Raw genomic sequence first — 26,084 nt, 5'->3', positions numbered from 1 at the left:
CTCAGTTTAATCAAGGGCCTCGCGCTTTTCTTATGCATGACATCGCGTGACAGAGCGTGACTCAGCTTGGCCCAAATATGGCCCATTGCACGGCAGGTCACCATTCGCATGGCCCATATATGGCCCAATTTTTCCCGGAGTTGAGCTCCATGGCTGAGGCATTTGCTTGAAGCGGGGCAGTGGTGTCATGCGCGAACCGCTGGATGCGACCCAGAGCTGAAGTTCCCAGACCTATGTGGGTGGGTGTCTAGCTTCCCGCAAGCGGTCATTGGCTCAGGGCAGAAGCATAGTCGTTCAGCCATGTCCCACAGCGGCTTTTTGGAATACGCAGCTCAATGATGGCCTCGTGCCAAATGCATATGCTATTGATCGTTTGAGCCCAGCTCGTGACAAGTGCTAAGTAGCTTGTCCTCCGTATTTTGCGCGAAGGTTCCTATGGCGAAGCCAGAAGACCAGTCGATATGCTGGCTTGAGCAACAAGTCCATGAGCGGAATTCTGGATTTGTACCTCACAGTATCGACTACTCGGCACCCTGATTCCTGCGAGGCAACCCTGCGGTCATGCTTCCAATATTTATTGGTCCACGATGTGGAATGCTCTGAAAACCCTTCATGCTCATCAATGACGTCGAAGTAAAACGAGTGCCTATCGATAGGTAGGAACCCAAACAGCAGTATCCAGCAGTCAAACAGCTTTTGCTGCTCGGACCAATCAAGGATGCTTCGTCCTGAATATGCTTTTGGTGCCGTCATCCGTATGAGCGGGCGAAGCTCAGCGTTCACGCCGTGCATTGTTAGCGTGGCGAGAATCTCATCAGCCTTTACCGGCAGGTCGCTTGAAAAACTAATAGTTTGCACGGGCTATTCCTGTGTCAGGTCACTTTCCGAAAGCCGACGAGCGTGATCATTGGGATCAATGCTGCTTGGCAGCAAGATTGATAGTCGTTGCCATCATTCGTTACGACCCATGGGCGGTAAATCATTCGCTGGCACAACGATCTGTTCGTCGGCCATTTCTGGCTGAATGGTGATGTGCGAGATGCCGTACTGTGTGTGCAAGCGGGTCCGCAGATCGTTCAGTACATCTGGCCATCGGCTACTTTCGCGAAGCACCACATGAGCAGAGAGTGCGGTCATGTCGGAGGACAGTCGCCAGATGTGCAGGTCATGAATCTGCATGATGTCAGGATGCGCTCCAGCCATTGATTCACCAACGTCTGAAAGTGAAAGTTCAGGCGGTACACCTTCCATCATAACGTGCACGGAATCGAGCAAAACCCGAGTCGATGAGAGCAGGATCAGGCCGCAGACCAATAAGGAAAGCAACGGGTCGATCAGCATCCAGTCGGTCAGCCAGACAATGAGGCCGGCACCCAGTGCGGCCACTGAACCCAGCAGATCACCGAGTACGTGTAGCAGGGCCCCACGCGTGTTCAGGGTCTGCTCGCCCGCATGCAGTATCCGGAATACCACCAGATTGATGATCAAGCCTATGGCGGCAATTACCATGACGGTCGGTCCGGCGACTGTAACGGGCTCCTGCACACGCTCAATGGCCTCAATAACGATCCACACTACGACGCCAAACATGAACAACACATTGATGAATGCGCCCAGGACTTCAGCGCGACGCAAGCCGTAAGAGTAGCGTGCAGTGGCGCCAATTCGACTTATCGCGGCGGCCAACGCGCCGAGCCCCAGTGCCAGCGCGTCCGTTGCCATATGGCCTGCGTCTCCAATCAAAGCCAGCGAGTTCGCCAGCAATCCTCCGACGAGTTCAACAACAGCAAACCCGCCGGTGATGCAAAGTGCCAACAACAGGGTTTTGCGGCTGTCAGCTGGATGTTTGTGATCATGAGCCATGGTCTAAGCGGCTCCTTTGGACAGCCCGAGCCATCTTGGAACACGCTCGCAGTAGTCCAGGTAATCGTTGCCAAAATGAGCAGCAAGCATCTGTTCCTCTGGCTTGATCTGAAAGCGATTCATGTAGCCCACGAAAATCGGGATTAGAGCCATGGACCACAATTGCTCTAGCTGTAACGACAACGCCAAAAGCCAGAGTACGAAACCGACATACATCGGATTGCGGCTGAATCGGTAGATGCCGCCAGTAACAAGCGATGCGCTTTTTTCAGGGCTGCGCGGATCCACCGTCGTTTGCGCGCGTCGAAATTGGATGACGCCAAGCAGGGGCGTGAGCAGTCCCAAAGCGATGGCTGCAAACTTGTTGACATTGGCGACTGCATCGAAATGTTGCGGAAACCAAAGCGGCGGCAAGGCAAGCTTGGTCAACCACATGATCAATGCAGCAATAATTACTAAGGCCAATGGCGGCACGCGGGTGTTCAGAAAATGGTCATTCATGACATAACAATAAGTCTGGAGTCAGGTCTAAGGTCAAGCTGAGGCCAAGTGGTCGAGCCCGAATTTCCCTTATGACAAATGTATTGGAACGACTTGAGATAATATGGGTCTGTTCACATCCAAAGAATAATTCCTCACTTCGTGCTTAACTCGCCCCACAGACTCACTTGGCTGCTGACCATCTTCTTGCTGGTCGGTCAGGTTGTGGGTGTGCATGCACATGCGTGTTCAGACGGCGATATCGACTGCCTTCAGGAATCGCATGCCGACGCGCTCGTGCATGCGAGTGAATCCTGTGCAGAAGAATCCTGTGTGGATACCCGAGTTGAAGTGGGCGACGGTGTGCTGGCCAAGTTGCTTGATCTGGATGATGCCCAGCTGCTCGCGATTGTTGTTGTGGGCATTCTGGGTTTGCTGCTGTTCTCACAGGTCAGCGACATTCCGGTGGAGCGGGTAGCGTCACGCAAACGGAACGCGACCGGTCTTCCGCCCCCCGCCAGAGCGCCACCTCTAAGCCTCTAGTCATCATCGCAGGTGCTATCACGGCACCTTCCAGCGCCGGTTGGCGCAATGATTTCTGGAGTCACCATGCTTGGTTTTCTCTCTCGGTCGGGGCTATATGTCGCCGGTCTGATTTGGCTTTCTGTGGGCCAAGCGCAAGCGCAAATCACAGACACCCTAACGTTGCGGGAAACCGTACGCCGGGTGACCGAACACAACCCTTCTTTGATGGCTTACGCACCGCGCCTGAAAGCCCTATCCGGCGACCGCGCGTCAGCTGGTCTCAAACCGCCAATGGAACTCTCTGCGGAAGCGGACGAATTCGGCGGCTCCAATGAAGCACAGGGCACCCGCAATATTGAATTGACCCTGGCGTTGTCGGGTGTTGTTGAGCTGGGCGGCCGGCCTGAATCCCGGATCGCCATCGTTGACGCCAAAGAGGCCCTGCTTGCCGCTACGCGCCGGACACAGCTGCTCGATGTCCAGGCCGAAGCGGCACGTTTGTTCGTCAAATTGGCCGCGCTCCAGCAGGAGCTGGAGGTTGCCCGGCGCGCAGAATCGCTGGCGCGTCAAGCCGAAAAAACAGTCAGCCAGCGGGTTGAGCGGGGTCGCGCACCGCAGGCGGAATTGCACCGCGCTCAGGCCGCAACCGCCCGTGCCGCCGTCGAGGCGGGCCATGTCGAACATCAGATTCCCACGCTCAAGGTCAAGCTGGCCGCGCTCTGGGGTGAGACCTCGCCGGATTTCCAGCGCGTGGATGATGATGCGCTGTTTCATACGGGACGGGCCGGTGCCTTCGAACCCTTGATCAAGACCCTGGAACAGAGTCCCGACTTGCAGCAATTAGCGAGCCAGGAACGCATCCAGGCTGCCAATCTGCGACTGGCTCAGTCCACGTCGCGCGGTGATGTGCGCTGGCAGGCCGGTGTCCGTCGGCTGGAAGGTTCTGACAGCACAGGCTTGGTGGCTGGACTCAGCATTCCTTTGTTCTCAGGGCGCCGGGCACGGGGTGATATTGATGCTGCCAGCGCGCGACATGAAGCCGCACGCTTCGATACCCAAACAGCGCGGATTGCAGCGCGGGCCACCCTGTACGAAGCCTGGCAGCATCGCAGGCATGCCATCGAAGCCTTTGCGGCGCTGCGTGATGCCGTTATCCCAAGGTTGGAATCGGCGCTGAGCAATACCCGTGAGGCCTATCGTGCCGGCCGATACAGCTATCTGGACTTGATCGCGGCCAGGCAAGAACTCATCGACGCACGGCTGGCATTGCTTGATGCCGCCCGTCGCGCACACCTCAACCGTATTGAACTGGAGCGCCTGGCCGGCGCGGCACTGACCGCCGCCGATGGTGACTCAGCAAAAGAACACAAGGATCAAAACCATGACCACTAAGAAAACCCTTGTCGCTGCAAGCCTGTTCGCGACGTCATTGGCACTGATCGCAGCAGGATGGGCTCCCGGTGCTTTCGCATCGAATGACGCACAGGGTGATCATCATGATGAAGGTGACACCATTGAACTCAACGAAGCACAAATCGCCTTGGCGAAGTTGGAAATCTCCACGGCTGGCCCTGGCACATTGCGCCAGACGTTACCAGTCTATGGTCGGATTGAAGCAATGCCATCCCGTACGGCCGTTGTGCACGCCCGCTACCCCGGCCAGATATTGGAGCTGCGCCCGGACATTGGTCAGAACGTGTCTCAAGGGGATGTGATCGCTACCGTGGAAGCCGATGACAGCCTGCGGCCCTACAAGCTGCTCGCACCGATTGACGGCACCGTGGTTGATCGCATGGCCTCGGCCGGCGAAGCGACCGCTGGTCGGCCGCTGCTGCGCATCGCGGATTACTCTAAAGTCTGGGCCCAGCTGGCGGTGTTTCCATCGCAAGCATCAGCCGTCGAGGTTGGCCAGACCGTCATGCTCTTTGGCGACAACGTGCAAGCTGAGGGCGTCATCGACTGGATCGCCCCGGCTGCCGATCATGGCCCTGCGCGAAGTGCGCGTGTGGTGCTGGAAAACCCAGATGGTCGCTGGGTGCCAGAAAGCACCGTTCGGGCTGAGATTGTCACCGCTGAAACGCCGGCCAATCTCGTCATTGAAAACCTGAGTTTGCAGGACATTGAAGGCCAGCGTGCCGTTTTTGTGCAGGACGGTCAGCGCTTTGAAGCTCACCCACTGACCTTGGGCCACAGCGATGGTCGCATGACCGAGGTACTGGGCGGCCTGGAACCAGGTGCGCGCTATGTGACGACGAACAGCTACTTGCTGAAAGCCGAGCTGGAGAAATCCAGTGCCGAGCACGATCACTAAGGGGCGGTCATGATCAATTCAATCGTTCGCGCTGCCGTCGAGCAGCGCTGGCTGATACTCGCCCTGATGCTGGTCTGGATCGGTATTGGTGTCTGGAGTTACCAATCCCTACCTATTGATGCGGTGCCGGATATCACCAATGTGCAGGTGCAAATCAATACCGCTGCACCCGGCTATTCGCCGCTGGAAACCGAGCAGCGGGTGACCTTTCCTGTGGAGACGGCCCTGTCTGGCCTGCCGAGTCTGGCCTACACGCGATCACTATCGCGCTATGCCTTGTCGCAGGTGACCGTGGTCTTCGAGGAAGGCACCGATCTGTACTTTGCGCGCCATCTGATCAACGAACGGCTGTCTGCGGTTCGTAGCCAGCTGCCACCCGGTCTGGAGCCCGAAATGGGGCCGATCAGTAGCGGCCTGGGTGAAATTTATATGTACGCGGTGCGTGCTGAACAGGGTGCGGTAATGGCCGATGGCCGGCCCTGGGATGCGATGGGTCTGCGTGAAGTCCAGGAGTGGATTATTCGCCCACAATTGGTGCTCACGCCAGGCGTCGCCGAGGTCAACAGCATTGGCGGCTTCGACAAGCAGTATCACGTATTGCCTGACCCACAAAAGCTGCTGGCTTGGGGCCTGTCGATGGAAGATCTCAGCGCGGCGCTGAGGAGCAATAACGACAATCGTGGTGCCGGTTATATCGAACGCAACGGCCAACAATTGCTGGTGCGCTCCCCCGGCAGGTTGGAGACCATCGCGGATATTGAACAGGTCGTGGTCAGCCACCGCGAGGGCGTGCCGGTGTTGGTGCGTGATTTGGCCGACGTGGGTCTGGGCCGCGAATTGCGTTCGGGGGCTGCCACGGTGGCTGGCGAGGAAGCGGTGCTCGGCACTGCGATGATGCTGCTTGGCGAAAACTCACGGGCTGTGGCCCGCGATGTGGCACAGCGCCTTGAAGTGATCAATCGGTCCCTGCCGGACGGTGTTTTCATTCAGCCCTTGTATGACCGCACGACACTGGTCGATAAAGCCATCGCCACGGTGCAGAAGAACCTGCTGGAAGGTGCATTGTTGGTGATCGTTGTGCTGTTTTTGCTGCTGGGTAACGTCCGTGCGGCGCTGATCACCGCCGCCGTGATTCCGCTGGCGATGCTGGCCACCGTGACCGGCATGGTCCGCACCGGCGTATCGGCCAATCTGATGAGCCTGGGCGCGTTGGACTTCGGTCTCATTGTTGATGGCGCGGTCATCGTGGTGGAAAACTGCATTCGTCGCTTGTCGGAAGCGCAGAGCGGCATTCGCGAACGTCAGCTGGCGCTTAAGGAACGCCTGAACGTGGTGTACACCGCCACCAGCGAGGTGATTCGGCCCAGCCTGTTTGGCGTCGGCATCATCACCGTGGTTTACATCCCGATCTTTTCGCTTAGCGGCGTTGAGGGCAAGATGTTCCACCCGATGGCGGCAACCGTCGTCATGGCTTTACTGGCCGCAATGCTGCTGTCATTGACCTTGGTGCCGGCCGCCGTGGCGGTGTTTATGCGTGGGCCGGTGGCCGAGCAAGAAAATTTGCTGATGCGCGCAGCCAAGCAGGCCTATGAGCCATTGCTCAAGGGGGCCTTGAAACTGCGCTGGGCCTTGGTGGCTGGGGCGACTGCGCTGGTTGTGGCCAGCGGATGGCTGGCAACGACGCTGGGCTCGGAGTTCGTGCCTCAGCTGGATGAGGGTGATATTGCGGTGCAGGCCTTGCGTATCACCGGTACCGGGCTGGAGCAATCATTGGCGTTACAGGCGCAGGTCGAAAAACGCATCGGCGAATTTCCACAGGTGGAGATTGCATTCGCACGAGTGGGAACAGCCGAAGTGGCCACCGACCCAATGCCGCCGAACATTGCCGATGGCTACGTGATGCTCAAGCCACGTGATCAGTGGCCGAATCCTGACCTGCCCAAAACCGAGCTGGTCGAACAGATGGAGCAGGCCTTGAATGAACTGGTGGGTAACAACTATGAATTTTCCCAGCCTATACAGTTGCGCTTTAATGAGTTGATCTCGGGCGTGCGTGCGGATCTGGGCATCAAGGTGTTTGGTGATGACCTGGAGCAATTGCTCAGCAGTGCACAGGCGATCCAAAGCGTGGTGCAAGGCATTGATGGCGCGGCTGATGTGCGCGTTGAGCAAGTCAGTGGGTTGCCGGTGCTGTCAGTGATTCCGGACCGGTCCGCATTGGCACGCTACGGTCTCAATGTGCAGGCGGTACAGGATCTGGTAGCCACCGCAGTGGGCGGCACTTCCGCCGGTCTGATCTTCGACGGCGACCGGCGTTTCGAGCTGGTTGTGCGTCTGCCTGAACGCTTGCGTCAGGACACGGCCGTGCTTGAGCGACTGCCGTTGCTGCTGCCTGGCGTGAGTGAAAACAGCGACGGTGCCCATTACATCCCGCTGGGTGAAGTCGCTCGCATCGAGCTGGCCCCGGCACCGGCCCAGATCAGTCGCGAGAATGGCAAACGGCGCGTGGTGGTGACCGCCAATGTGCGCGGACGCGACCTCGGTTCGTTTGTGGAAGAGGTTCAGCAACGCATCACGACGCAAGTCGAGTTACCCGCAGGTTACTGGCTGGATTACGGCGGCACCTTCGAGCAACTGCAATCAGCCAGTCAGCGACTGTCCATCGTCGTACCGGTCACGCTGCTGCTCATACTGGGTCTGCTGCTGATGGCCTTTGGCTCACTGAAGGATGCGCTGATCATCTTTACTGGTGTGCCATTGGCATTGACTGGCGGTGTTGCCATGCTCTGGCTGCGTGACATGCCGCTGTCGATCTCTGCCGGCGTCGGTTTCATCGCGCTGTCGGGGGTCGCGGTGCTCAACGGCTTGGTCATGCTGTCATTCATTCGTGAACTGCGGCATGAGGGGCAGGGGCTTGAAGTCGCCATTGTGCAGGGTGCTATGACTCGGCTACGACCAGTTCTCATGACCGCTTTGGTGGCGAGCTTGGGCTTTGTGCCCATGGCATTGAACGTCGGAACAGGAGCGGAGGTGCAGCGCCCGCTGGCCACGGTGGTGATCGGTGGCATCGTATCATCGACCCTGTTGACATTGCTGTTGCTTCCCGCGCTGTACCGCATCGTGCATGGGCGGGAGGAAGAGTTGGTGGAATTTCAGGAAACAGAGGAAGGTGCGCGATGAGTGATTGCGGCTGCGAATTCGAGGCGAAAAACCAGGCCGAGCGGCGCGTGCTGATCGCTTTGCTGGCGATCAATGGCGTGATGTTTGTAGTGGAGTTTTTGCTCGGCTGGATTGGGCAATCCACCGGCCTGATTGCCGATTCCTTGGACATGCTCGCAGACGCGCTGGTCTATGCCACCAGCCTGTATGCCGTAGGGCGTGCCGCCAGTATCAAACGGACAGCCGCGAGGCTGTCCGGCTGGTTGCAGATTGCGCTGGCCGGGATGGTGCTGCTGGATGTCGCCAGGCGCGGCGTGCTGGGCAGCGAGCCTTTAGGCGACTGGATGATTGCGGTGGCCATTGTGGCGTTGGTGGCCAATGTCACCTGCCTGTGGCTGATCCGAAAACACCGTGATGGCGAGGTTCATATGCGGGCCGCCTGGATCTTTTCCGCGAACGATGTAATAGCCAACAGCGGCGTCATCCTGGCCGGGATTCTTGTGGTGGCCACCGGCTCACGCTGGCCGGACCTTGTGATCGGTTCGGTTGTGGCGCTGATCGTGCTTCGCGGAGGTATCCGTATTCTTCGTGAAGCCCAAAAGGAAGATGAATGCAGGACGGATGATGAGTGCTCACCGGCTGGTGATTCACCATCATGACAGCCAAGGCCTTTTCCAAGTTGTCCTCACAGGCTTTTGCCCGCATGGCTGAATCAGGCTCGGCCCTGGTACTTGATGCGCGGCGTAAAGCTGCCTTCGCTCGCGAACCGCGAGGGATTCGTGGCGCCGTGCCCCTATATCTGGACGCTCATGCCATTCAGATTCCGGATTGCGATCGATCAAGGCCCATCGCGGTGTACTGCGTCTGCGATGGGGATGCTTCCAGTGTGCGTGTCGCGCTTTGGCTCATAGCTGCGGGCTATGAACATGTCACCGTGCTGGAGGGCGGCCTGCCAACTTGGCGCGAGGCCGGCTTTGCAGTCGAGCTTATCGACACAAACGCAGGTGCCAAACTGCCCTGGCAGATGGCACCACGACTGACCGCCGATGCGGAGCGGCCAATTGCCGAGCAATCATGGCTGGCGGGGGAATCCTTGCCTGTCCGTCGCAAGCTCGCGGTACTTTTTGTCGATATTGTCGATTCCACCAGCCTGATTGAATCGCAGGATCCCAAAGCGGCATTCGAAGCGATTCAGGAATTCATGACGGTCGTCGTCGAGGAAGGCGTCGCCCATTGCGGTGATGTCCGTGACTTCGAAGGCGACGGCGCCTTGTTGTACTTCGCAGGAGTCGGTGAAGCACTGCCGGCCGCGTTCGCGATTCGGGACCGTCTCAATGCCGAACGGGCAAATGGCAATGCTATCCCGGAAGCCCGATTCGGTTTGGCCTTCGGGGAACTGCTGGCGGGCTACGTTGGCAATCATGTCCGCCGCTCGTTGCTACTTGTGGGGCCGGCAGTCCATGCTGCGGCACGACTTCAGAAAATCGCCAAACCCGGCCAGATTGCAACGGCCCGTGAAGTCCTGGATCTGGCGGCGGGTAGTGATCCGGATTTGGTCGCAGGCTTTGAGATGCAAAGAGAAAAGGTCAGTTTGAAGGGCTTCAAGCAAACGGTGTCAGTGTGGACCTGCTGATTTCGATGCTCTGACGTTTTAAGTGGTCCGTGCACCAAACATAATGATGCCCATGCCAACTAGGCAGACACCGACTCCAATCAAGTCGGTCGCTGTGGGGCGGATAGAATCGACCGCCCAGAGCCACACCAGCGCCACGCTGACATAGACACCACCATAGGCCGCGTAAACGCGCCCGGCAGCGTGTGGATGCAAGGTGAGAAGCCAGGCGAACAGGGCAAAGCTGCAGGCCGCCGGAACCAGCAGCCAAATGCTGTGGCCATGCTTGAGCCAGAGATAGGGCAAATAGCAGCCAACAATCTCGGCAATCGCGGTCAGGACAAAAAGTCCGAATGTTTTGAAAATTTCCATTTTTGTCTAAGGCTCAGATGATTTCGTCACTAAGGCTACGAAAGTGTACCTCCACGAAAAGCTATGGGCTGATTAGGTGTTGACTGCCAAAGCAGTGACTCGTACACAAGCCTGATGCGTACGGTTGATCATGAGGGCGAGATCATCGATTACGTGGTTACTAAAAAACGAGATCGCCAAGCGGCTTTGCATCTAATGCGAAAACTTCTGAAGCGGCATGGGTTACCAATGAAAATGGTGACCGACAAACTGGGATCTTACCGAGAGGCATTGCGAGTTTTAGAGTATTCGGGGAATCACGTTTCGGACAAGGGAGCGAACGATCGGGCGGATGTCACGCCAGCCGTTTCGTCGACGAGAGCGTTCGATGCAGCGGTTCCTGTCGATGGGTTCGCTGCAAAAATTCGTTTCAGTACATTCCAAGATTCACAATCACGTTAACAATGAGCGGCATCTCTTAAGTCGGGAAAACTACAAGTTGGCCCGAAGCCGATCGAATCAGCAATGGCAGGCGAGTTGCGCCTGAACGGCAGGGTGATGTGCCATTTCGCACATCGATAGTTTTACTGTGACAATGCCAATAAATAAGGAATTTGTCAGCGCGAATAGTGCTTGTGTGGGAGTAAACTCGCGAAAACGACAAGTATGAAATGCCAGTTTCCGGAGGAAACTCTGGAAGGGCTACAATCCTTCTTGTGTTGGAAATTAACCCCAGCCAAGTTGTAAGGACTTGACCCTGGATGCGGGTCCATGGTTTATGCTGGGGGCAGATTTCAGTGCAGATACGATGAAGGCAAGTCTCCACATAGTCATGATTGCGCTTATGGCCTGGTTGCCAGTCAGCCAAGCGGCGGCTTTGTGCTGCCCGCCAGCTGCGCAATCCACCATTGTTGTGGCTGCAGCAAGTCATACGATGGAGCACTGTGACGATCATGCATCGGTTGAAAACAGCACTGTGAATGATGGCTCAGGCATGTCTGACGAGCACGATGTCAGTTGCTTGAGCGCCTGCGTGCAATTGGGGAATATGCCGCTGCCTATGCAGCAAGTGATTGAGAGCGTTTCATTCGATTCGGCGGTCTCTACATCGCAACTGGCCACAACCCCTTTGCCGGCTCATCCGTTTCGACTCTTAAGGCCTCCAGCCTCGCTCCTGATTTGATTGTGCCGCCGGCGTTTGCGTAACGCTGGTGATTTCATTCTTGTTTGGAGACAGAGTATGTCGACTATTTTTAATCCCGTGCGCCGCCGTTTCGTGCAGGGCCTGGCCGCCGGTGGTGCTGCCAGTCTATGTGGCGCGCCCGTTTGGGCCCAGTCCCTCAACTTGTTGGATGCCGGTGATCCTCAGCATCTGAGGGGAACCGAGTTCGATCTGCGCATCGGCGAGCAGCGGGTCAATTTCACCGGAAACGAGCGTATCGCGACCACCATAAACGGCTCGATACCCGCCCCAACTTTGCATTGGCGCGAAGGGGATACGGTCACCTTGCGCGTGACCAATACGATGGCCGAAACGAGCTCAATTCATTGGCACGGCATTTTGCTGCCGGCGAATATGGATGGGGTGCCGGGGCTATCTTTCAAAGGCATTCCGCCGGGTGAAACCTACACCTATCAGTTCAAGCTCAAACAGAGTGGCACCTACTGGTATCACAGTCATTCCGGCTTTCAGGAGCAGACCGGCATGTATGGGGCGATTGTTGTCGCACCTCGCGAGCCTGAACCCTTCCTCTATGACCGCGACTATGTGGTGATGCTGTCGGACTGGAGCGACGAGAACCCACATCACGTGTTCGCCAAGCTGAAGAAGATGTCCGATTACTACAACTTCAATCAGCAAACCGCTGGCGATTTTTTGCGTGACGCACGCAAAAATGGCTTGGGCGCCACAATAGAAAACCGGGCCATGTGGGGCGACATGCGCATGATGCCGACCGATCTTGCTGATGTTTCGGCCTACACATATACCTATTTGGTGAACGGTGCGACGCCGGCGGCGAACTGGACGGGTCTGTTCAAACGCGGTGAAAAAATACGTTTGCGCTTTATCAACGGCGCGGCGATGAGCTTTTTCGATGTGCGCATCCCCGGTTTGAAGATGACTGTGGTGGCGGCTGATGGTCAGTACGTACATCCCGTGACGGTGGATGAATTCCGCATCGGCGTCGCTGAAACCTACGATGTGATCGTAGAGCCGGATCAAAATGAGCCGTATACGATCTTTGCCCAGTCATCTGATCGCAGCGGCTTTGCCCGTGGCACTTTGTCGCCACAGCCTGGCCTCAGCGCGGCGATTCCACCACTGGACCCACGCCCGTTGCTGACCATGGCGGATATGGGGCACGGCGGTATGGGCCATGGGGCCAAGGCTGCGCCCATGGGCGAAATGGATATGCCTGGGATGGATATGGCCGGAATGGATCATTCCAAAATGGCGATGTCCGGTATGAACCACGGCGGCCACGGCATGGCGGCGATGCTTGCTCATCCAGCCTCCGAGATGGGCAATCCTGGTGTCGACATGCAAACGATGGCGCCACAACATCGCCTGGACGATCCCGGCATCGGTTTGCGGAATAACGGCCGCCGCGTACTGACTTACGCCGATCTCAAAAGTCTTTTTGCCGACCCGGATGGCCGCGACCCCAGCCGCGAAATTGAGTTGCACCTGACCGGCCACATGGAGCGCTACATTTGGTCCTTCAATGGAATCAAATTTGCCGATTCGGAGCCGCTTAAGCTGAAGTACGGTGAGCGTGTGCGCATCACGCTCGTGAACGACACCATGATGGAGCATCCCATACATTTGCACGGTGTTTGGAGCGATCTGGAACACGCCGACGGCAGTTTCGGGGTGCGTAAACACACGATCAACATGCCGCCGGGCACCCAGCGCAGCTACCGCGTGCGTGCGGATGCCCTGGGCCGCTGGGCCTATCACTGTCACCTGCTGTTCCACATGGAGGCGGGCATGTTCCGGGAGGTACGGATCGATGTTTAATTTTATGAAAAGTATCGGCTTGAGCGTCGTGCTAATGATATGGGGACAAAATCTGTACGCAGAACAGGTACCGGGTGTTGATCCACACGCGCATCACAACATGTCCATGCCAACAGCGGCGCCAACGCCAACGCCAACGGTAGCGCCAGATCCGCATGCGCATCACCAAATGTCGATGCCAAAAGCCACCGCCGATCCGCATGCAGGGCATCGGATGGTAGCTCCACAATCGGCAGCGGACCCACACGCGGGGCATGCCATGCCGATGGCGGATACGCCGTCCAATCCTCATGCGGGACACCTTATGCCGATGGCGAAACAAGCGTCTCCGGTGGGCCATGGGCAACATCAAGGCATGAAGGCCGCCAGTGAGCCTGCTGCGCAAAAGTACGGCCCGGAACTGCCACCACCGACCGCTGCAGCTCTCGCCGAAGCTTTTCCTGATCTGGATGGTATGGACTTGCGCAAGCACATGGATACGCCACTACTCGGCTATCTCCTGGTTGATCAGCTGGAATGGCAGGATGCGGAAGAAGGTGATCGCGGCGTCTGGGATATCAGCGGTTGGCTGGGCTACGACCTGAATCGCTTGTGGTGGCGTAGTGAAGGCGAGCGTAGCAACGGTGAGTTCGAAGCCGCCGAGATGCACTTGCTTTATGGTCGAGCCATTTCTCGCTGGTGGGACGTGGTGGCGGGCATACGCCAGGACTTTGAGCCCGGACCAGGACGGACCTACGCGGCCGTGGGCATCCAAGGCTTGGCACCGTATTGGTTTGAAACCCAACTGACCCTGTACGCGGGTGAGCAAGGACAAACGGCGGCGCGACTTGAAGCAGAGTATGAGCTGCTGCTGACCAATCGGCTGATCCTGCAACCGCTGGTTGAGATCAATGCCTATGGTCAACGTGACCTAGAAAATGGCATAGGTGCTGGATTTTCAGATATGGAGGCCGGGCTGCGCCTGCGTTATGAAATCCGACGCGAATTTGCACCCTATGTGGGCTTGAATTGGTCACGCAGTTTGGGCAACACCGCCGATCTCATCAAGGCCGGGGGTGGCGATATCTCTGAGCTGACGGCAGTAGTGGGCCTACGGATGTGGTTTTAGCGCATGGCTGCCAAAATGAATCTAAGCATGCTCGCACTCGTCGTAGCGAATTTGTTCTCGAGCGTCTGGGCTCACGGCCCAGACAGCTTCAGGCCGGCGCGCGCACAACACGGCGGCCAGGTGCAAACGGTGGGTGGTCTGCGCCTTGAATGGGTGGCAGACCCGCAGCCAAGCCGCTTGTATGTGCGTGACAAACAGGATCGTGCTGTACGTATTGAAGGAGCTACCGGGCGAGCCCTGATTTGGGGGTATGAGCAAACAAGGACGGTCCAGCTGGATCAGTTGGCGGAGTCTTTTGCTTTAAACGACGTCTGGTCTTGGTCCGAGGTGAGGCGAATTATCGTGACCCTGAATTTGCCGTCACGCGACCCATTGCAAGTGACCTTTAAACAAGCTGCGAATACGCAATGAAAGAGCGAGTCGCTCACATTGCGATATCGCAAAGACATCAAAATATGAGGAAAACATCATGAAGAACTTAAAAATCACTTTAGCGACGCTTCTCTTTGCAAGCGGCGCGGTGCTGGCTGGGGAAGGACACCAACATGAGGCGCCAGCCGCCCCATCCGACCCCTGCGCGATGAATCACTCTGCGACGGAAATGAGCAGGATGAACGATCAAGAGCATGAGCAGATGATGAAGATGAAGCAGGCCTGCGCAGATAAAAATAAAGCCGACTCATCGGCCAGCGATCAGCAGCCATCCCACGAACATCAGCACCAACACGAGCATTAAAATGAAAAATTTCATTTATGGCATGGCCGGTAGCGCGCTTATCGGGGTGATATTGGCGTTTGCCATCGTCATGGGCGGCTGGTTTCCAGTCGCTGCGTTTCCACCGGAACCACCGCTGGTAGCAAACCTGATTCACACCGCTTACGAGAAAGCGGTCACCCGTGCATCCAGGAACATTGCGGTGCCTGCTGATCTGGCTTCAACGGAGCGCATCCAGCGAGGTGCGTATAACTTTCAAGGCATGTGTGCAGGTTGTCACACCCCGCCGGGCCAGGACCCTAGTGTGCAGGTCCAGGGGATGAATCCTCGTCCACCGGATATGCAGGAATTGCTGGCGCAGCGAAACCCAGCCGAAGCCTTTTGGGTGATCAAAAACGGCGTGCGCATGACTGCCATGCCGGCCTTTGGCCCCAGCCACGAAGACGATGAGCTGTGGGCATTGACGGCATTCTTGCAGGCCAGCAAAACGATGAGCTCAGCGGAATACGATGCGGCCAGTCGCGAAGCGCGTGTGAAGTATAAGAAAGGCGATGGTCATGCGCACAGTCATGGTCCGTCTGCTGGCACGCAGCAGAATCCAATGAACGATGACCACGACGAGTCCGGGGCTGAACATGCTCACCCTGGTCCGTCATCGGAGCCCGCGAAAACGCAAGGGCATCATGATGCTGAGGCCAGCCCGCCTAAGTCGGGGCATGCCGATACGCCGCATGAACATGGCAGTCATCCTCATCCCGAAAGTCCGGACACGGATCAGCATACGTCCCATGAGCATCCCGCCAGTGACGCCCGCGCATCGCCCAGTAAAATCGCCGACGAGCTGTTTACGGCGTTACGTGCCGGGGATGAAAAAACCGTGCGTCAACTGTTGGATCCCGCAGTTCTGATTTTTGAGTCAGGCGGCGCGGAAGCTGGCCTTGAGGACTATGCAGCACATCACATGCCACACGACATGACTTTTTTGGCCACGCTCAATTCGGAGCCGGTATCACGCCAGGTTTTCGACTATGGCGATCATGCCATAGTGGCTTCGCGTTCACGGCTACGTAGCGATAGCCAGGGCAAGCGGGTGAATCTGCTCAGCACCGAAACCCTATTGCTGGAGCGGCAAGACACCCAGTGGCGTGTCGCACATGTTCATTGGTCGTCAGGAGCAGCTCAATGAGGATATTTATTTCAAGTGTGTTGCTCAGTTTGACGCTACTTTTCGTGGCATGTAGCAGCGGCCAATCCGCCACGGCCACCGATACACAGTCTGTTAATGCTTTGCCAAAAATGGTCGTGTACAAAAGCCCGACCTGCGGCTGCTGCGGCAAGTGGGTCGAGCACATGCGTGACAACGGATTCTTGGTGGACGTAGTCGAAGAGAACGATCTGACACAACGTAAACGCAGTTTAGGTGTGCCTGCTGCTCTGGGTTCTTGCCATACGGCCGTGGTTGACGGCTATGTTATTGAAGGCCATGTGCCCGCACAGGATGTTCACAAACTCCTGGCCGAACGCCCTCAAGGCAAAGGCTTGGCGGTGCCGGGCATGCCAGCAGGATCTCCGGGCATGGAAATGGGCGACCGACGTGATGCCTACACTGTTTGGATGTTCAATGGCGAGAAGCCACCGCAGGCATTCGCGCAGCACGGTGGTGGTTGATGAACGGGCAGCGGCCTTTCGAGTGAGAGGCCGCAGCACTTAGACTTAGCCTCGAAACGGCCAGCTTAGCTGTTTTAAATAGCCATTCGGGATGCGTTCATGCTTGAACCCAAGCTCGCCGGCGCGGGGAGTTTCCTTCGTGTCATAAAACTGCCGAAAAGGTGGTCCCAAATCATCCAGACTTCGCCGAAATTGACTTCGGCATCCTCGTAATCGCGTTTGTGATGCCAGCGGTGCAATTCCGCGACACCCAGCAGCCAGGAGGGCCGCCAAATGAAAACCATGACCATAGGGCGACTGGCCAAGCAGGCCGGCGTAAACATTGACACCATCCGTTTCTATGAACGTCGCGGGCTTATGCCACCTCCGGCACGCCGATCTTCAGGCTACCGGGAATACGATGCCGCCGAGGTCGGCCGCCTGAACTTCATTCGGCGTGCCAAGCACCTCGGATTCTCGTTGGACGAGATCGCCGAGTTGCTGGTTCTCAGCAGCGGAACGGACATGGCGGCCATAAGGGAGGCTGCCACCGCAAAACTGCTTGAGGTGGAAAAACGGATCAAGGAAATGCAACGGATTCGTCAAGGTTTGAAAGTGGTCATCGAAAAATGCCCAGGGCACGGTTCCCCGTCTGATTGTCCCATCGTAAGTTCGCTGTCCGGGAACGACGAGCACTGAGTCCATGACTCGTGTCGATTGGTGCTTTGCACGAACACCGACGATGCAGCGAGGCGCTTGACGCTTATCCCGCCAATTCGAACAGCCGGGTCAGCGGCAGAAGCAGATAGGCGGCAAAGAAACCCAGCAGCCAGATGCCGGCTGCCAGGATGAGGATACGGCGGTTCCATCGGTCCGCGCGCGCACACATGGCCGCCAGGGCTGGGTCGGCCGGGCACTGGCGGCCGCTGCGGTAGATCAGCCAGCCGCTGAGCGCGAGCATCCCGCCCGACGCGGCGAAGACCCAGGCCTTGAGCTGGCTCAGTGTGATCAGCCAGGGAAAAGCGCCGGTCAGGCCGACCACCGCGCTGCCCAGTCCGAGGGTGACCAACAGAATGGGCAGCGCGCAGCAGACCAGCGTGCCGGTGGAACCCAGCAGGCTGACGAAGGTGATGGCAGCTTCGCGCAGGCGTGCCCGGGCCTCATTCATTCGCCGACCATCGATGCCGCTGCCCTCACAACGGCGTCCTTTCGACCGAACGGAAAGTGACCCCCGCATCGCTGAACAACTGGCGCAGGCGCTCATCGCTCAGCGTGACGCCATCGGCCACCCGCACCCGGACCAGTCCTGTATTGAGGTCGATGTCCAGGGATTCGTGATCGACGCCGTCGATCTGCTTGAGTTTCTTTTCGATGCCGTAGGCGCAGTAGGGGCAGGCGAGCCCGTCCACGCGCATTTCGTAGGCGGTATCGGCCAGCGCCGCGGCGGACCAGCTGCCGAGCAGCGACGCCAGGAGCAGTGCCGTTAGGTGTCTTGAAATCATCATGATTCTCCAGGTCAGCGTGTGGATGTCAGAAGTGGCCTTCGAGTTCGAGCACCGCGCGGTAGTCGATCTCGTCCTGCGGGCCGTTAAGGTTCTGTACCAAGGGCAACTGGATGCCGGTTTTCAGGGCGTAATTGCGATAGGTCAGCATCAGTCCGGGGCTCAGAAACCAGCGGTCGCCGCCGCTGGCGGCGATGGCAACGCCGTTGCGCTCGGCGCGCTCGACAAGCTCGCCGTTCAGCTCCAGCATCCAGACCCAGTCCGGTTCAAAGTAGCCGGTGGGTCGCGGGCGGATGCCGCCGACCAGATCCAGTAGCAGCACATCGCCGCGCGTCAGTCCCGCATCGTTCTCGCCATTGCGGCGATAACGTGCCGCCGCCCAGCGGTACCAGCGGCGACCCTCGTAGCCATAGCTTAGGCCCAGGATGGCGTCGGTGGCGCCATCGTTGGCCACATTATCCTCGCCGGTGCCGCCGATGATCGTGCGGACCGCGACGGCAGCGGCTTCCTGCACGCCGGGCAAGTCGCGACGCCAGAAACGGTACTTGCTCGCCAGCGCCAGATCACCACGGCCCGATCGGCTCTCGTCCGGGCCCGATGCGTCCGCGTAGTGCTGCTCCACGCCGATCACCCAGTCCGCCGTCAGGCCGTACTTCAGTTCAATCGCGAACTCCTGCTCGCGTTCCGCCCCGGCCTCGGTGCGGGCAAAGCCCCAATGAACCTCGACGCCGCCTTTGAACAGGGTGTGCGGTCCCAGGCCGAAGACCGGGTCGTGGGCGCCGGCGCCGGTCGCCGTGCCCGCCAGGGCCAGGGCCAGAGCCAGCAGGCCCGAATACCAGTGTGTCGCTGTCATGTGTCGCTCCAACAGGTCTTGACCGCCACGCTACAACCTGGAGTCCACTCCATGTCAAGGGCTTTCGGTGACGCGGCCGGAACTGTTGACCTGGAGTGGACTCCAAGAATTAATCTGTCCGGACTGATCGGGAATCGACAAGCGCTATGGAACGAAAGGACATTGTTGTAGAACTGCTGACCGCCACCGGCTGTGGTGCCTGCCAGCCTGTTCGTCAACGGATCCGGTCCGTGATCGAGGAGTTGGGCGAGGCTCGTCTGCGTCTTCGCGAAGTGGATGTCGTGGCGGACATCGACTACGCAGTGAGCCTCGGCGTCCTGAGCACGCCGGCCATCGCCATTGATGGCGCACTGGTCCTCAGCGGAGCGCCATCCGTCGCCGAGTTGCGGCGGGTTCTGCGTGAGCACTTGAGCCGCTGATGGACACGGCCACCTGGATGCAGCTCGGCGGCGCCGGTGGCCTGGCTGCCGCGCTGCTGGCAGGCCTGTTGTTCAGTTTCACGCCGGTCGCCTTCGCGTCGATTCCGCTGGTGCTGGGTTACGTGACCCGGGCGCGGGCGCCGCGCGAGGCGCTGGCGTATGCCGGGGCGCTGTGCACCGGTCTGATTCTGACCCATGTGCTGCTGGGTATCGGCGCGGCCTTGGGTGGCGCATGGGCGCAGCAGGCGCTGAGCCGGCAATGGGCGGGCGTCCTGGGTCCGTTCCTGATCGTTCTTGGCCTGATCTGGACCGGTTGGCTGCGTCTGCCGCTGCCCTGGGTGTCCTTGCGCGGCCGGCGCGTCGCAACGCTGGGCGGCGCCTTCATGATCGGCATTCCGCTGAGCGTTGGAATCTGCCCGGCCTGCTCACCGGGCTTGTGGGTCGGACTTGGCGCCAGCGCCGCAATGGGCTCGGTCGCCTATGGCGCCCTGCTGATGCTGGCCTTTGGCGTCGGCCGCGCGGTTCCGCTGCTGGTCGGCGCCTGGAGCCTGGGCTGGCTGGAAGGCCTGCGCGGTCTCGCGCACTGGCGCCGGGCTTTCGAAATCACCGGTGGGCTGACCCTGATGGCGGTCGGTCTGTACCTGCTCAATGCACACTTCAGGTGGATGTAAACATGCAACGAATCGGCGATGTGGTACGGGAGCTGGGGCTCAGCGCGGATACGCTGCGCTACTACGAGAAGATCGGTCTGTTGCCCCGGGTAGCCCGAGACCCCAGCGGCCTGCGCCGCTACGAGTCGCGTGATCTGTCGCGTCTGCGTTTCATCCAGCGCGCGCAGAAGATGGGCTTTTCGCTGGATGAGATTGGGCAACTGCTGCTATTTCGCGACAATCCCCAAAGTGCGCGACCGCAGGTGCGGGCGCTGGCTGGCGAGAAACTGGCGCAGATCAACCGTCACCTCGACGAACTGGCCGTGCTGCGCGACGAGCTGACACTGCTGGTCAATTTGTGCGGTGCGAGCCGCGAAGGCTGCCCGATTCTTGAGGGACTTGACTCTGGACCAGAGTCCAGGGATTAAGGTGTGTGTCCTTCGCATCCTGCACTACCGGAGTTGAGTAATGGACACCACCCATCAATGCCACGTCGCCGAGACGCCTCAGGAGCCGCAAACCTGCTCCCACGCCAAGCACGCCGGCACGGCCCACAGACGCCCGGAACTTCACGCCGGCAACGCTTCCGGCGCAGCTTACACCTGCCCGATGCATCCGGAGGTGCAAAGCGATCGCCCCGGCGACTGCCCGAAGTGCGGCATGGCGCTGGAGGCGACCGATGCATCAGCCGAGGCGGACGACGGCGAACTGCGCGACATGACTCGCCGCTTCGGTATCGCCGCCCTGCTGAGTCTGCCGCTGTTGTTGATCGTGATGGGCGACATGCTGCCAGGGTCGCCCGTGTCTGCCTGGCTGGGCCACGGCACCCGTGTCTGGCTGGAACTGGCGCTGGCCACGCCGGTGTGTACCTGGGCAGCGTGGCCCTTCTACCTGCGCGCGGTGAAGTCGATCAACAACCGCCATCTCAACATGTTCACCCTGATCGGGCTGGGGGTGTCGGTGGCTTTCGGCTACAGCCTGATCGCCGCTCTCGCGCCCGGAATCTTCCCGGCGGCCTTCCGTGACGGCCAGGGCGAGGTCGCGGTCTATTTCGAGGCGGCGGCGGTGATCGTGACCCTGATCCTGCTTGGCCAGGTGCTGGAGCTGCGGGCGCGCAGCCGCACTGGCGCGGCAATCCGCCAGCTGTTGGGTCTGGCGCCGAAGACCGCGCGCCGCATCGCCGAGGATGGCAGCGAGGCAGACGTTCCGCTGGAAGACGTGCAGGTCGGTGACCATCTGCGCGTCCGGCCGGGCGAGAAAGTGCCGGTAGACGGAGAGGTGCTCGAAGGCCGCAGCAGCGTCGATGAATCGATGGTCACGGGTGAACCGATCGCAGTCACCAAAGTCGCCGGCGATGCGCTGATCGGCGCCACCGTCAATGGCACCGGGTCTCTGGTAATGCGGGCGGCAAAGGTCGGTGCTGACACCTTGCTGGCCCGTATCGTCAGCATGGTGGCCGAAGCCCAGCGCAGCCGCGCGCCGATCCAGAAGCTGGCGGACACGGTGTCGGGCTGGTTCGTGCCAGCAGTGATCGCGGTCGCGGCCCTGGCCTTCATCGTCTGGAGCCTGGTCGGCCCCGAGCCGCGCATGGCCTACGGGCTGCTCGCCGCCGTGGCGGTGCTGATCATCGCCTGTCCCTGCGCACTGGGCCTGGCGACGCCGATGTCGATCATGGTCGCCACCGCCAAGGGCGCCGGCTTCGGCGTGCTGTTCAGAAACGCGGAGGCCATCGAAGTGCTGCGCACGGTCGATACCCTGGTCGTGGACAAGACCGGCACCCTGACCGAAGGGCGCCCGCAACTGGTGACAGTGGAACCGACCGAGGGAATCGAAGAGTCTGAACTGCTGAAATTGGTGGCTGCGGTCGAGCGGCCGAGCGAACACCCCCTGGCTGCGGCCATCGTGGCCGGCGCGGAGGAGCGGGGCGCTGCGCGCGCCCAGGCCGAGGGCTTCGAGTCCGTCACTGGCAAGGGGGTGACGGCCAGCGCGGAAGGTCGCCGCGTGGCGCTAGGCAACCGGGGCCTGATGGCCGATCTGAACGTTGCGATCGAGCCCCTGACTGGACGCGCCGAGTCCCTGCGCGAACAGGGCCAGACCGTGATGTTCGTGGCTGTGGACGGTCGTGCCGCGGGTCTGATCGGGGTCGCCGATCCCATCAAGGATACCACCGCCGATGCGATTCGCACGCTGCACGGCGAGGGTCTGCGACTGGTCATGCTGACCGGTGATTCGCAAGCCACCGCCAAGGCCGTTGCCGCGCAGCTGGGCATCGACGAGGTGATCGCCGAGGTCCTGCCGCAGGACAAGGCCGAGGCCATCAAGCGCCTGCAGGGCGAAGGCCGCATCGTTGCGATGGCCGGCGACGGCATCAACGATGCCCCGGCGCTGGCCCAGGCGCAGGTCGGCATCGCCATGGGCACCGGCACCGATGTGGCCATGGAGTCCGCGGGAGTCACACTGGTCAAGGGTGATTTGCGCGGCATCGTGCGGGCCCGCCGGTTGTCGCGGGCGACGATGCGCAATATCCGTCAAAACCTGTTCTTCGCCTTCGCCTACAACGCCGCCGGCGTGCCGGTCGCGGCCGGCCTGCTGTACCCGGCCTTCGGCCTGCTGCTGAGCCCGATGCTGGCCGCAGCAGCCATGAGCCTGTCGTCGGTGTCGGTTATCGGCAACGCTTTGCGGTTGCGCCAGGCCCGGGTGTGAGCGTGGAGCGCTCGATGCCTGACGAGCAGCGTCGGAACGATAGCCGAGAAGGTCAGGTGGGCATTCCCGGCGGGGAATTGCGCTTCCTGGTCGAAGGCGCCGGTCCGGCGCTCCTCGTGATCGGTTCGTCGGTGTACTACCCGCGGACCTTTTCCCTTCGACTCAAGCGTGCGTTGACAATGATTCACGCCGATCTGCCGCACTTTTCAAAGCTGGGCCCGGACTTCCCGCTGAGCCATGTCAATCTGGATTTTTATGCCGACTGCATCGAGCGGATTCGGGCGGCAAGCGGTCACGATCGACTCGCCGTCGCCGGGCATTCGCACCATGGAAATGTCGCATTGGAGTATGCGAAGCGATTTCCCGATCGCGTCTCCCGACTGATTCTGATCAATTCGCCGCCTGTAGGTGTACGCGACACCCTCGCAGCAGCCGAGCGGTTCTGGGCAGAACATGCCACCTCGTATCGTCGAAATTTGCTGGCGGAGCGCCGAGCGGCTCTGTCCGCCAGAGGCAGCGTCGCAACCTCAGGCCAGAACTTCGTCGCCCAATACGTGGCGGACGCGCCCCTCTACTGGTACCGACCCCGATTTGATGCCACACCCTTGTGGCACGGAGTCCCGATTGCCACGCGGATCCTTCCGGCTTTCCGCGCGATGTTCAGCCAGTACACGATGAGCTGGGATGTCGGTGCAATGCCCGCACCGGTGCTCGTGATCACGGGCACGCACGATTTCGCGGTGCCTCCCAGCCTGTGGGCGCCGCAGTTGGCCGGTTTACCCAACCTGTCCCTTTGTCAGATCGAGCGCTGCGGCCATACGCCGCAGCTGGAGCGGCCGAACGCCTTTGACCCCTTGATACTGTCCTGGTTGCGCCAATGAACACCAGCTCGAATTCGACAGTTCGCGCCGTACTGATCGCACTCAGCGCCCGCGAAACGGCTCGACAAGTTGCGGCAGGTAGGCGGCCGGATAGTCGGGGTGCGCTTCGATACCGAGCTCGTCCGATCGCATGGGCGCGGCGCCTGCCTCGTAGCGAAAGGTGCCGGCCAGGTGATCCCACAGCGTCGTGAACAGACCGAAGTTCACGTCGCCATCGCTGGGTCGGCCGACGTGATGGAAGCGGTGCACTTCGGCATTGGCAAACAGGTACTTGAGCGGGCCGGTCCGGTAATCGGCATTGGAATGCTGGAGCAGCAGCTGCATGGCCACGCAGAACGCCAGGGCCTGCGCGACGGGCAACGGGATGCCGAGCAGCAACAGCGGCAGAATGCCGGAGCCGGTTTCAATCGCCTGATGCACCGGATGCTTCATCAGACCGTTGAAACCGTACAGACGCCGTACGCTGTGATGCACGGCGTGAAATCGCCAGAGCCAGTTCCAGCGATGGCTGGCGTGGTGCGCCGCCGCGACCCCCAGATCCAGCACGATGATTGCCATCACAACCTGCAGCCAGAACGGCCAGTCATCTGGCCATACGCTTGATGCGGGAATCGCCAGCGCCAGCATTGGCAGCAGTAATACGCCGCTGTGATTGGTCGCGGTATTCACCAGGCCATGCAGCAGGTCGCGTGCAACGTCATCATGTGATCGATTCCAGTCCGCCTGATACGGGACGATTCGCTCGGCAGCAAACATCAGTCCGATCGCGCCGGCGAGAATGGTCCAGGGCATCCAGGCCGGGGCGCCCGAGCCGAGTAGTGCGATGATTGCGCCGCAGCCGCCGAACAGAACGGTCGGGAAAAGCCCATAACGGATCAACGGAATAACAATGGCCATAAGACACCTTGAGTCGAACAGTGACGCGTAGTCTGACTTCTGGCGGGGACGCAGCGCTTGAACAAACTGGCGGTGACCCGCCGTTTGATATCTGGTTGTGGTCCGACCGCCTGCTGCTGCACGGCCCCGGGTTCAAGGCGGACAGGCACCGCCACCACGCCATCCAGCTGGGCATCGGTCTGGATGGCCCGATACGGCTGCACACAGGGACCGCCAACCCGTGGCAACAGGCGCCGGGGTTCGCGGTGCCGGCGGATCTATCGCACGCCTTCGATGCCCAAGGCACGCGGATTCTGCTGCTGTACCTGGAACCGGAAAGCCTAGCGGGCCGTCACTGGCTGCCTCACCATGGAGACCGCGACGCGGCATTCGAATTGCCTGCTGCGCTCACGTTGGGGGTTCTCGCTCCGGGTTCCTGGTCCGAGGCAGAAGGCCTCGTGGAACACTGTCTTGGGGCACGGAGCCCGGAACACGACATCGTCGATCTTGACCCGCGCATCGTAGCGGCTGTTGAACTGATCGACGAGCATCTGAACGAATCTGCGCTGCGACAGGCCGATCTCGCTCGCTCCGTCGGCCTGTCCCCGAGTCACTTTGGCCACCTATTCTCGCGCCAACTGGGCCTGCCACTACGACGTTTCATCCTGTGGCGGCGATTGCGCCAAGCCGTCGAAAACGCCATCAGCGGCGCAACTCTGACCGAGGCGGCCCATGCCGCCGGCTTCGCCGACTCGGCGCACCTGTCGCGGACCTTTCGCAGGATGTTCGGCTTGCCGCCCGCTCTGTTCTTCGGCGCGCGCCGCCTGGCGCGCGTGCACATGCGGCCAGCTGTTGGCGACCGGCTGGTGACTCGATACGACGGTGCTTAGAATGGCGTCTTGCGCTGCAAATGAGCCAAGGTGGGCAATGGCCGGAAGTACTGATACTGCACCGGGAATGACGATTGGGTCCGTGGCCCGTCGCGCCGGCGTCAACCTGCAAACCGTGCGTTACTACCAGCGGCGCGGGCTCATTGAGCAGCCGGCCAAGCCGGATTCCGGCTATCGCCGCTACGGCAAGTCTGCGGTGGACCGCATTCGCTTTATCAAACGCGCTCAGGAACTGGGCTTCAGCCTGGCGGAAATCTCTGCACTGCTGGAACTCGGCGACGGCCATTGCGACGACGTGCGGCGAGTAGCCGAAGGCCAGCGCGCCCTGGTCGCCAGACGCATCGCCGACCTGAGCGCAATGCAGGGCACTCTGGATGCGCTGATTGACCGCTGTCGGCATGAACGAGACCCCGGCCACTGCCCATTGATCGAGACTCTGTCACACATCGGCAAAGATCCCAGTTCGGACGCTTGACACGGTACCCGGGTACCGCGTTTAGGCTTGGCCGTGTTCCTT

The 26,084-nt window shown here is 59.9% G+C and carries 31 protein-coding genes; 22 read left to right on the top strand and 9 right to left on the bottom strand.

Going from position 1 to position 26,084, the window contains the following annotated elements:
• Positions 1-396: 396 nt before the first annotated feature.
• The 3 genes from ATO7_RS03060 to ATO7_RS03050 form a co-directional block, all read right to left on the bottom strand.
• Complete coding sequence (locus tag ATO7_RS03060; RefSeq protein WP_083559429.1) at positions 397-858, bottom strand: hypothetical protein; 462 nt, start codon at positions 856-858, stop codon at positions 397-399.
• 93 nt (positions 859-951) lie between these two features.
• Positions 952-1,863 carry a cation diffusion facilitator family transporter gene (locus ATO7_RS03055; protein ID WP_083559428.1) on the bottom strand — a complete coding sequence of 304 codons (912 nt, stop codon included), beginning with the start codon at positions 1,861-1,863 and terminating at the stop codon, positions 952-954.
• A gap of 3 nt (positions 1,864-1,866) precedes the next feature.
• Positions 1,867-2,364: a methyltransferase family protein gene (locus ATO7_RS03050; protein ID WP_083559427.1), complete on the bottom strand. Its 498-nt coding sequence runs from the start codon at positions 2,362-2,364 to the stop codon at positions 1,867-1,869.
• A 141-nt stretch (positions 2,365-2,505) separates the two neighbouring features.
• Between ATO7_RS03050 and ATO7_RS03045 the strand changes: the two genes are divergently transcribed.
• The 6 genes from ATO7_RS03045 to ATO7_RS03020 all read left to right on the top strand — a co-directional run bounded on the left by ATO7_RS03045 (position 2,506) and on the right by ATO7_RS03020 (position 9,971).
• Complete coding sequence (locus tag ATO7_RS03045; RefSeq protein WP_146680122.1) at positions 2,506-2,886, top strand: hypothetical protein; 381 nt, start codon at positions 2,506-2,508, stop codon at positions 2,884-2,886.
• Between the two features lie 48 nt (positions 2,887-2,934).
• The gene (locus ATO7_RS03040; RefSeq protein ID WP_083559425.1) at positions 2,935-4,260 is read left to right on the top strand and encodes a TolC family protein; all 1,326 of its coding nucleotides are present in this window, start codon (positions 2,935-2,937) and stop codon (positions 4,258-4,260) included.
• 226 nt (positions 4,261-4,486) lie between these two features.
• Positions 4,487-5,179, top strand: coding sequence for an efflux RND transporter periplasmic adaptor subunit (locus ATO7_RS03035; RefSeq protein WP_158523016.1), 693 nt, complete (start codon positions 4,487-4,489; stop codon positions 5,177-5,179).
• 9 nt (positions 5,180-5,188) lie between these two features.
• Positions 5,189-8,359 carry an efflux RND transporter permease subunit gene (locus ATO7_RS03030; RefSeq protein ID WP_083559423.1) on the top strand — a complete coding sequence of 1,057 codons (3,171 nt, stop codon included), beginning with the start codon at positions 5,189-5,191 and terminating at the stop codon, positions 8,357-8,359.
• On the top strand, positions 8,356-8,997 hold the full coding sequence (locus ATO7_RS03025) for a cation transporter (RefSeq protein WP_083559422.1): 642 nt from the start codon (positions 8,356-8,358) through the stop codon (positions 8,995-8,997). The genes ATO7_RS03030 and ATO7_RS03025 overlap by 4 nt, the downstream gene beginning before the upstream one ends.
• The gene (locus ATO7_RS03020; protein WP_083559421.1) at positions 8,994-9,971 is read left to right on the top strand and encodes a rhodanese-like domain-containing protein; all 978 of its coding nucleotides are present in this window, start codon (positions 8,994-8,996) and stop codon (positions 9,969-9,971) included. Before ATO7_RS03025 ends, ATO7_RS03020 begins: the two co-directional genes overlap by 4 nt.
• A gap of 18 nt (positions 9,972-9,989) precedes the next feature.
• Here the strand turns inward: ATO7_RS03020 and ATO7_RS03015 are convergent, their stop codons facing one another.
• Entirely contained in the window at positions 9,990-10,322 is a 333-nt protein-coding gene (locus ATO7_RS03015; RefSeq protein ID WP_083559420.1) for a YnfA family protein, read from the bottom strand.
• A 114-nt stretch (positions 10,323-10,436) separates the two neighbouring features.
• On the opposite strand from ATO7_RS03015, the gene ATO7_RS03010 reads away from it, so the two are divergent.
• The 8 genes from ATO7_RS03010 to ATO7_RS02980 all read left to right on the top strand — a co-directional run bounded on the left by ATO7_RS03010 (position 10,437) and on the right by ATO7_RS02980 (position 16,814).
• Positions 10,437-10,763, top strand: coding sequence for a DDE-type integrase/transposase/recombinase (locus tag ATO7_RS03010; RefSeq protein WP_083559419.1), 327 nt, complete (start codon positions 10,437-10,439; stop codon positions 10,761-10,763).
• A gap of 289 nt (positions 10,764-11,052) precedes the next feature.
• A complete protein-coding gene (locus tag ATO7_RS16720; protein ID WP_158523015.1) occupies positions 11,053-11,484 on the top strand; it encodes a hypothetical protein in 432 nt (143 codons plus the stop codon).
• A gap of 15 nt (positions 11,485-11,499) precedes the next feature.
• A complete protein-coding gene (locus ATO7_RS03005; RefSeq protein ID WP_456238503.1) occupies positions 11,500-13,323 on the top strand; it encodes a copper resistance system multicopper oxidase in 1,824 nt (607 codons plus the stop codon).
• Positions 13,316-14,431, top strand: a complete 1,116-nt coding sequence (locus ATO7_RS03000; protein ID WP_206044773.1) for a copper resistance protein B — start codon at positions 13,316-13,318, stop codon at positions 14,429-14,431. The genes ATO7_RS03005 and ATO7_RS03000 overlap by 8 nt, the downstream gene beginning before the upstream one ends.
• Positions 14,432-14,458: 27 nt before the next feature.
• A complete protein-coding gene (locus ATO7_RS02995) occupies positions 14,459-14,842 on the top strand; it encodes a hypothetical protein (protein WP_146680120.1) in 384 nt (127 codons plus the stop codon).
• 58 nt (positions 14,843-14,900) lie between these two features.
• Positions 14,901-15,167 carry a hypothetical protein gene (locus ATO7_RS02990; RefSeq protein ID WP_083559416.1) on the top strand — a complete coding sequence of 89 codons (267 nt, stop codon included), beginning with the start codon at positions 14,901-14,903 and terminating at the stop codon, positions 15,165-15,167.
• A gap of 52 nt (positions 15,168-15,219) precedes the next feature.
• Complete coding sequence (locus tag ATO7_RS02985; RefSeq protein ID WP_206044772.1) at positions 15,220-16,332, top strand: c-type cytochrome; 1,113 nt, start codon at positions 15,220-15,222, stop codon at positions 16,330-16,332.
• Positions 16,329-16,814, top strand: a complete 486-nt coding sequence (locus ATO7_RS02980; protein WP_083559414.1) for a DUF411 domain-containing protein — start codon at positions 16,329-16,331, stop codon at positions 16,812-16,814. The genes ATO7_RS02985 and ATO7_RS02980 overlap by 4 nt, the downstream gene beginning before the upstream one ends.
• A 74-nt stretch (positions 16,815-16,888) precedes the next feature.
• On the opposite strand, the gene ATO7_RS17220 is transcribed toward ATO7_RS02980, so the two are convergent.
• Entirely contained in the window at positions 16,889-17,098 is a 210-nt protein-coding gene (locus ATO7_RS17220; protein WP_407938458.1) for a sterol desaturase family protein, read from the bottom strand.
• Between ATO7_RS17220 and ATO7_RS02970 the strand changes: the two genes are divergently transcribed.
• Positions 17,088-17,492 carry a MerR family transcriptional regulator gene (locus ATO7_RS02970; RefSeq protein WP_206044770.1) on the top strand — a complete coding sequence of 135 codons (405 nt, stop codon included), beginning with the start codon at positions 17,088-17,090 and terminating at the stop codon, positions 17,490-17,492. The genes ATO7_RS17220 and ATO7_RS02970 overlap by 11 nt on opposite strands.
• A 64-nt stretch (positions 17,493-17,556) precedes the next feature.
• Here ATO7_RS02970 and ATO7_RS02965 read toward each other — a convergent pair whose 3' ends face one another.
• The 3 genes from ATO7_RS02965 to ATO7_RS02955 are packed head-to-tail and all read right to left on the bottom strand — an operon-like array spanning position 17,557 to position 19,148.
• Positions 17,557-17,961 (bottom strand): hypothetical protein, encoded by a 405-nt coding sequence (locus ATO7_RS02965; protein ID WP_146680119.1) that lies wholly within the window; start codon positions 17,959-17,961, stop codon positions 17,557-17,559.
• Between the two features lie 25 nt (positions 17,962-17,986).
• Entirely contained in the window at positions 17,987-18,295 is a 309-nt protein-coding gene (locus ATO7_RS02960; RefSeq protein WP_083560985.1) for a heavy-metal-associated domain-containing protein, read from the bottom strand.
• 28 nt (positions 18,296-18,323) lie between these two features.
• Positions 18,324-19,148, bottom strand: a complete 825-nt coding sequence (locus ATO7_RS02955; RefSeq protein WP_083559412.1) for a transporter — start codon at positions 19,146-19,148, stop codon at positions 18,324-18,326.
• Positions 19,149-19,294: 146 nt separating this feature from the next.
• Here ATO7_RS02955 and ATO7_RS02950 point away from each other — a divergent pair, with 146 nt between their 5' ends.
• The 5 genes from ATO7_RS02950 to ATO7_RS02930 are packed head-to-tail and all read left to right on the top strand — an operon-like array spanning position 19,295 to position 23,801.
• Positions 19,295-19,567 (top strand): thioredoxin family protein, encoded by a 273-nt coding sequence (locus ATO7_RS02950; protein WP_083559411.1) that lies wholly within the window; start codon positions 19,295-19,297, stop codon positions 19,565-19,567.
• A complete protein-coding gene (locus ATO7_RS02945) occupies positions 19,567-20,238 on the top strand; it encodes a cytochrome c biogenesis CcdA family protein (RefSeq protein ID WP_083559410.1) in 672 nt (223 codons plus the stop codon). Before ATO7_RS02950 ends, ATO7_RS02945 begins: the two co-directional genes overlap by 1 nt.
• 2 nt (positions 20,239-20,240) lie before the next feature.
• On the top strand, positions 20,241-20,645 hold the full coding sequence (locus tag ATO7_RS02940) for a heavy metal-responsive transcriptional regulator (RefSeq protein ID WP_083559409.1): 405 nt from the start codon (positions 20,241-20,243) through the stop codon (positions 20,643-20,645).
• 40 nt (positions 20,646-20,685) lie between these two features.
• On the top strand, positions 20,686-22,920 hold the full coding sequence (locus ATO7_RS02935; protein ID WP_456238502.1) for a copper-transporting P-type ATPase: 2,235 nt from the start codon (positions 20,686-20,688) through the stop codon (positions 22,918-22,920).
• Between the two features lie 14 nt (positions 22,921-22,934).
• Positions 22,935-23,801 (top strand): alpha/beta fold hydrolase, encoded by an 867-nt coding sequence (locus tag ATO7_RS02930; protein WP_146680118.1) that lies wholly within the window; start codon positions 22,935-22,937, stop codon positions 23,799-23,801.
• 42 nt (positions 23,802-23,843) lie between these two features.
• Here ATO7_RS02930 and ATO7_RS02925 read toward each other — a convergent pair whose 3' ends face one another.
• Entirely contained in the window at positions 23,844-24,698 is an 855-nt protein-coding gene (locus ATO7_RS02925) for a sterol desaturase family protein (protein WP_206044769.1), read from the bottom strand.
• A 20-nt stretch (positions 24,699-24,718) separates the two neighbouring features.
• On the opposite strand from ATO7_RS02925, the gene ATO7_RS02920 reads away from it, so the two are divergent.
• The gene (locus ATO7_RS02920; RefSeq protein ID WP_158523013.1) at positions 24,719-25,567 is read left to right on the top strand and encodes a helix-turn-helix transcriptional regulator; all 849 of its coding nucleotides are present in this window, start codon (positions 24,719-24,721) and stop codon (positions 25,565-25,567) included.
• A gap of 67 nt (positions 25,568-25,634) precedes the next feature.
• Complete coding sequence (locus ATO7_RS02915) at positions 25,635-26,042, top strand: MerR family transcriptional regulator (protein ID WP_206044768.1); 408 nt, start codon at positions 25,635-25,637, stop codon at positions 26,040-26,042.
• Positions 26,043-26,084 lie beyond the last annotated feature (42 nt).

The sequence above is a fragment of the Oceanococcus atlanticus genome (assembly GCF_002088235.1).
Taxonomy (GTDB): Bacteria; Pseudomonadota; Gammaproteobacteria; order Nevskiales; family Oceanococcaceae; genus Oceanococcus; species Oceanococcus atlanticus.
The sequence above is the reverse complement of the archived record's forward strand: the minus strand, read 5'-3'. Positions and strand labels throughout refer to the sequence as shown.

Excerpts from the sequence above, each read along its gene's own strand:
- ATO7_RS03055 (WP_083559428.1), bottom strand. The coding sequence starts at position 1,863 with ATGGCTCATGATCACAAACATCCAGCTGACAGCCGCAAAACCCTGTTG.
- ATO7_RS03050 (WP_083559427.1), bottom strand. The coding sequence starts at position 2,364 with ATGAATGACCATTTTCTGAACACCCGCGTGCCGCCATTGGCCTTAGTA.
- ATO7_RS03040 (WP_083559425.1), top strand. The coding sequence starts at position 2,935 with ATGATTTCTGGAGTCACCATGCTTGGTTTTCTCTCTCGGTCGGGGCTA.
- ATO7_RS03035 (WP_158523016.1), top strand. The coding sequence starts at position 4,487 with ATGCCATCCCGTACGGCCGTTGTGCACGCCCGCTACCCCGGCCAGATA.
- ATO7_RS03030 (WP_083559423.1), top strand. The coding sequence starts at position 5,189 with ATGATCAATTCAATCGTTCGCGCTGCCGTCGAGCAGCGCTGGCTGATA.
- ATO7_RS03025 (WP_083559422.1), top strand. The coding sequence starts at position 8,356 with ATGAGTGATTGCGGCTGCGAATTCGAGGCGAAAAACCAGGCCGAGCGG.
- ATO7_RS03020 (WP_083559421.1), top strand. The coding sequence starts at position 8,994 with ATGACAGCCAAGGCCTTTTCCAAGTTGTCCTCACAGGCTTTTGCCCGC.
- ATO7_RS03015 (WP_083559420.1), bottom strand. The coding sequence starts at position 10,322 with ATGGAAATTTTCAAAACATTCGGACTTTTTGTCCTGACCGCGATTGCC.
- ATO7_RS03010 (WP_083559419.1), top strand. The coding sequence starts at position 10,437 with ATGCGTACGGTTGATCATGAGGGCGAGATCATCGATTACGTGGTTACT.
- ATO7_RS03000 (WP_206044773.1), top strand. The coding sequence starts at position 13,316 with ATGTTTAATTTTATGAAAAGTATCGGCTTGAGCGTCGTGCTAATGATA.
- ATO7_RS02995 (WP_146680120.1), top strand. The coding sequence starts at position 14,459 with ATGCTCGCACTCGTCGTAGCGAATTTGTTCTCGAGCGTCTGGGCTCAC.
- ATO7_RS02990 (WP_083559416.1), top strand. The coding sequence starts at position 14,901 with ATGAAGAACTTAAAAATCACTTTAGCGACGCTTCTCTTTGCAAGCGGC.
- ATO7_RS02980 (WP_083559414.1), top strand. The coding sequence starts at position 16,329 with ATGAGGATATTTATTTCAAGTGTGTTGCTCAGTTTGACGCTACTTTTC.
- ATO7_RS02970 (WP_206044770.1), top strand. The coding sequence starts at position 17,088 with ATGAAAACCATGACCATAGGGCGACTGGCCAAGCAGGCCGGCGTAAAC.
- ATO7_RS17220 (WP_407938458.1), bottom strand. The coding sequence starts at position 17,098 with ATGGTTTTCATTTGGCGGCCCTCCTGGCTGCTGGGTGTCGCGGAATTG.
- ATO7_RS02965 (WP_146680119.1), bottom strand. The coding sequence starts at position 17,961 with ATGAATGAGGCCCGGGCACGCCTGCGCGAAGCTGCCATCACCTTCGTC.
- ATO7_RS02960 (WP_083560985.1), bottom strand. The coding sequence starts at position 18,295 with ATGATTTCAAGACACCTAACGGCACTGCTCCTGGCGTCGCTGCTCGGC.
- ATO7_RS02955 (WP_083559412.1), bottom strand. The coding sequence starts at position 19,148 with ATGACAGCGACACACTGGTATTCGGGCCTGCTGGCTCTGGCCCTGGCC.
- ATO7_RS02950 (WP_083559411.1), top strand. The coding sequence starts at position 19,295 with ATGGAACGAAAGGACATTGTTGTAGAACTGCTGACCGCCACCGGCTGT.
- ATO7_RS02945 (WP_083559410.1), top strand. The coding sequence starts at position 19,567 with ATGGACACGGCCACCTGGATGCAGCTCGGCGGCGCCGGTGGCCTGGCT.
- ATO7_RS02940 (WP_083559409.1), top strand. The coding sequence starts at position 20,241 with ATGCAACGAATCGGCGATGTGGTACGGGAGCTGGGGCTCAGCGCGGAT.
- ATO7_RS02935 (WP_456238502.1), top strand. The coding sequence starts at position 20,686 with ATGGACACCACCCATCAATGCCACGTCGCCGAGACGCCTCAGGAGCCG.
- ATO7_RS02930 (WP_146680118.1), top strand. The coding sequence starts at position 22,935 with ATGCCTGACGAGCAGCGTCGGAACGATAGCCGAGAAGGTCAGGTGGGC.
- ATO7_RS02925 (WP_206044769.1), bottom strand. The coding sequence starts at position 24,698 with ATGGCCATTGTTATTCCGTTGATCCGTTATGGGCTTTTCCCGACCGTT.
- ATO7_RS02915 (WP_206044768.1), top strand. The coding sequence starts at position 25,635 with ATGACGATTGGGTCCGTGGCCCGTCGCGCCGGCGTCAACCTGCAAACC.